Source organism: Bartonella sp. AD328YNZD (assembly GCF_042196425.1).
In genome coordinates this window covers 1-1301 of the sequence record NZ_JBHIQG010000511.1, presented here as the reverse complement: position 1 = coordinate 1301, position 1301 = coordinate 1, and the positions used below count along the sequence as shown (strand labels likewise).

General features: G+C 34.5%; 3 protein-coding genes. 2 read left to right on the top strand and 1 reads right to left on the bottom strand.

Annotation, left to right across the window (positions count from 1 at the left end):
- Positions 1-122: FAD-binding protein (locus tag ACFIO3_RS13280; RefSeq protein WP_375704613.1), on the bottom strand; the 122-nt coding region annotated here is incomplete at its 3' end.
- A gap of 185 nt (positions 123-307) precedes the next feature.
- On the opposite strand from ACFIO3_RS13280, the gene pcsA reads away from it, so the two are divergent.
- Complete coding sequence (pcsA, locus tag ACFIO3_RS13275) at positions 308-1120, top strand: phosphatidylcholine synthase (RefSeq protein WP_375609478.1); 813 nt, start codon at positions 308-310, stop codon at positions 1118-1120.
- A 26-nt stretch (positions 1121-1146) separates the two neighbouring features.
- On the top strand, positions 1147-1301 hold a 155-nt coding region (locus tag ACFIO3_RS13270; protein ID WP_375704612.1), incomplete at its 3' end, for an enoyl-CoA hydratase/isomerase family protein.

Below are 1301 nucleotides of genomic sequence, written 5' to 3'. Positions count from 1 at the left end.
GCAGGGGGCCCAACAAGAAAAACAGAAAGCCCCTCATGTGCAAGACTCAGCGCAGCTAACATTCCGACAGGACCTGCACCAATAACAGCAATATCTTTATGCTCGTTTTTTTCAAAGATCACAACTGTTTGAACCTTTCTCCATTGAGAAAATATTTTAACATTTCCAAATGATCACTCTCTTTTTATTATATGAAGCTCTTCTATTATTATAGTATGTAATAAATAATGCGATATAAAAAAGTAACCTTTTTATGATTTTTTAAAATGTTGAGTTATATCATCGGTAAAAAATGGCGTATTGATAGATGATTGAAGACTTTAAAAACGAGGATAAGAAAACCTTGAAACGTAAACTAACAAAGAAAATCAAAACAAATGCTAAATTATTACGCCATAAAAAAGTAACAATGCCACAAGCAAAGGCCTTTTCCGTTCATTTACTAACAGCTTCGGGATCATTTTTAGCGTTTCTTTCTCTTATATCAGCCTCTCAAAAAGAATGGACAGCTATGTTCTGTTGGCTTGGGCTTGCCCTTCTCGTTGATGGTATAGATGGACCAATTGCACGCAAACTTGATGTTAAATACGTTCTTCCAACATGGTCTGGAGAGCTGTTAGATAATATTATTGATTACGTGACTTATGTCTTAATTCCTGCCTTTGCACTCTATCAAAGTGGTTTTATGGGGGTAGGGTTATCATTTTCATTGAGTGCAATCATTGTTATTTCATCTGCTATTTATTATGCAGATACTAGTATGAAAACCAAAGAAAACTTTTTTAAAGGATTTCCTGTTGTTTGGAATATGATGATTTTTACGCTTTTTGTCGTCAGGCCAGGAGAGTGGATTACTTTTATCATTATTGTTTTATCGGCGATTATATCTTTTTTACCAATTTATTTTATTCATCCAGTAAGAGTCCTTCGTTTACGTAGAGTTAATTTTCCCATTTTTCTCTTATGGTGTGTTTTTGGTGTTTCTGCCTTCTTTTATCAACTAGAGGCTCCGTATTGGGTTAAAATAGGAATTTCGGTGACAGGAATTTATATATATTGTATTGGTGCAATCATGCAAATATTTCCTCAACTTGGGGGGGGGAATATAAAAAAACAATGAAATAGTTGTTTTTAAAAGGGTGTAAGATGCAAATTGACTTTGGAGCAGGTGATGATATTTCTTTTACGAAAGAAGGATGTGCTGGTATTATAAAGCTCACGCGTCCTTCAGCATTAAACGCTCTTAATCAACGAATGGTTTCAGCTTTAAGAAAAGCTCTCAGAACATGGGAAACAGATGA

What these genes read in the sequence shown, in the direction of transcription:
- pcsA (WP_375609478.1), top strand. Translation starts at nt 308, where the DNA reads ATGATTGAAGACTTTAAAAACGAGGATAAGAAAACCTTGAAACGTAAA.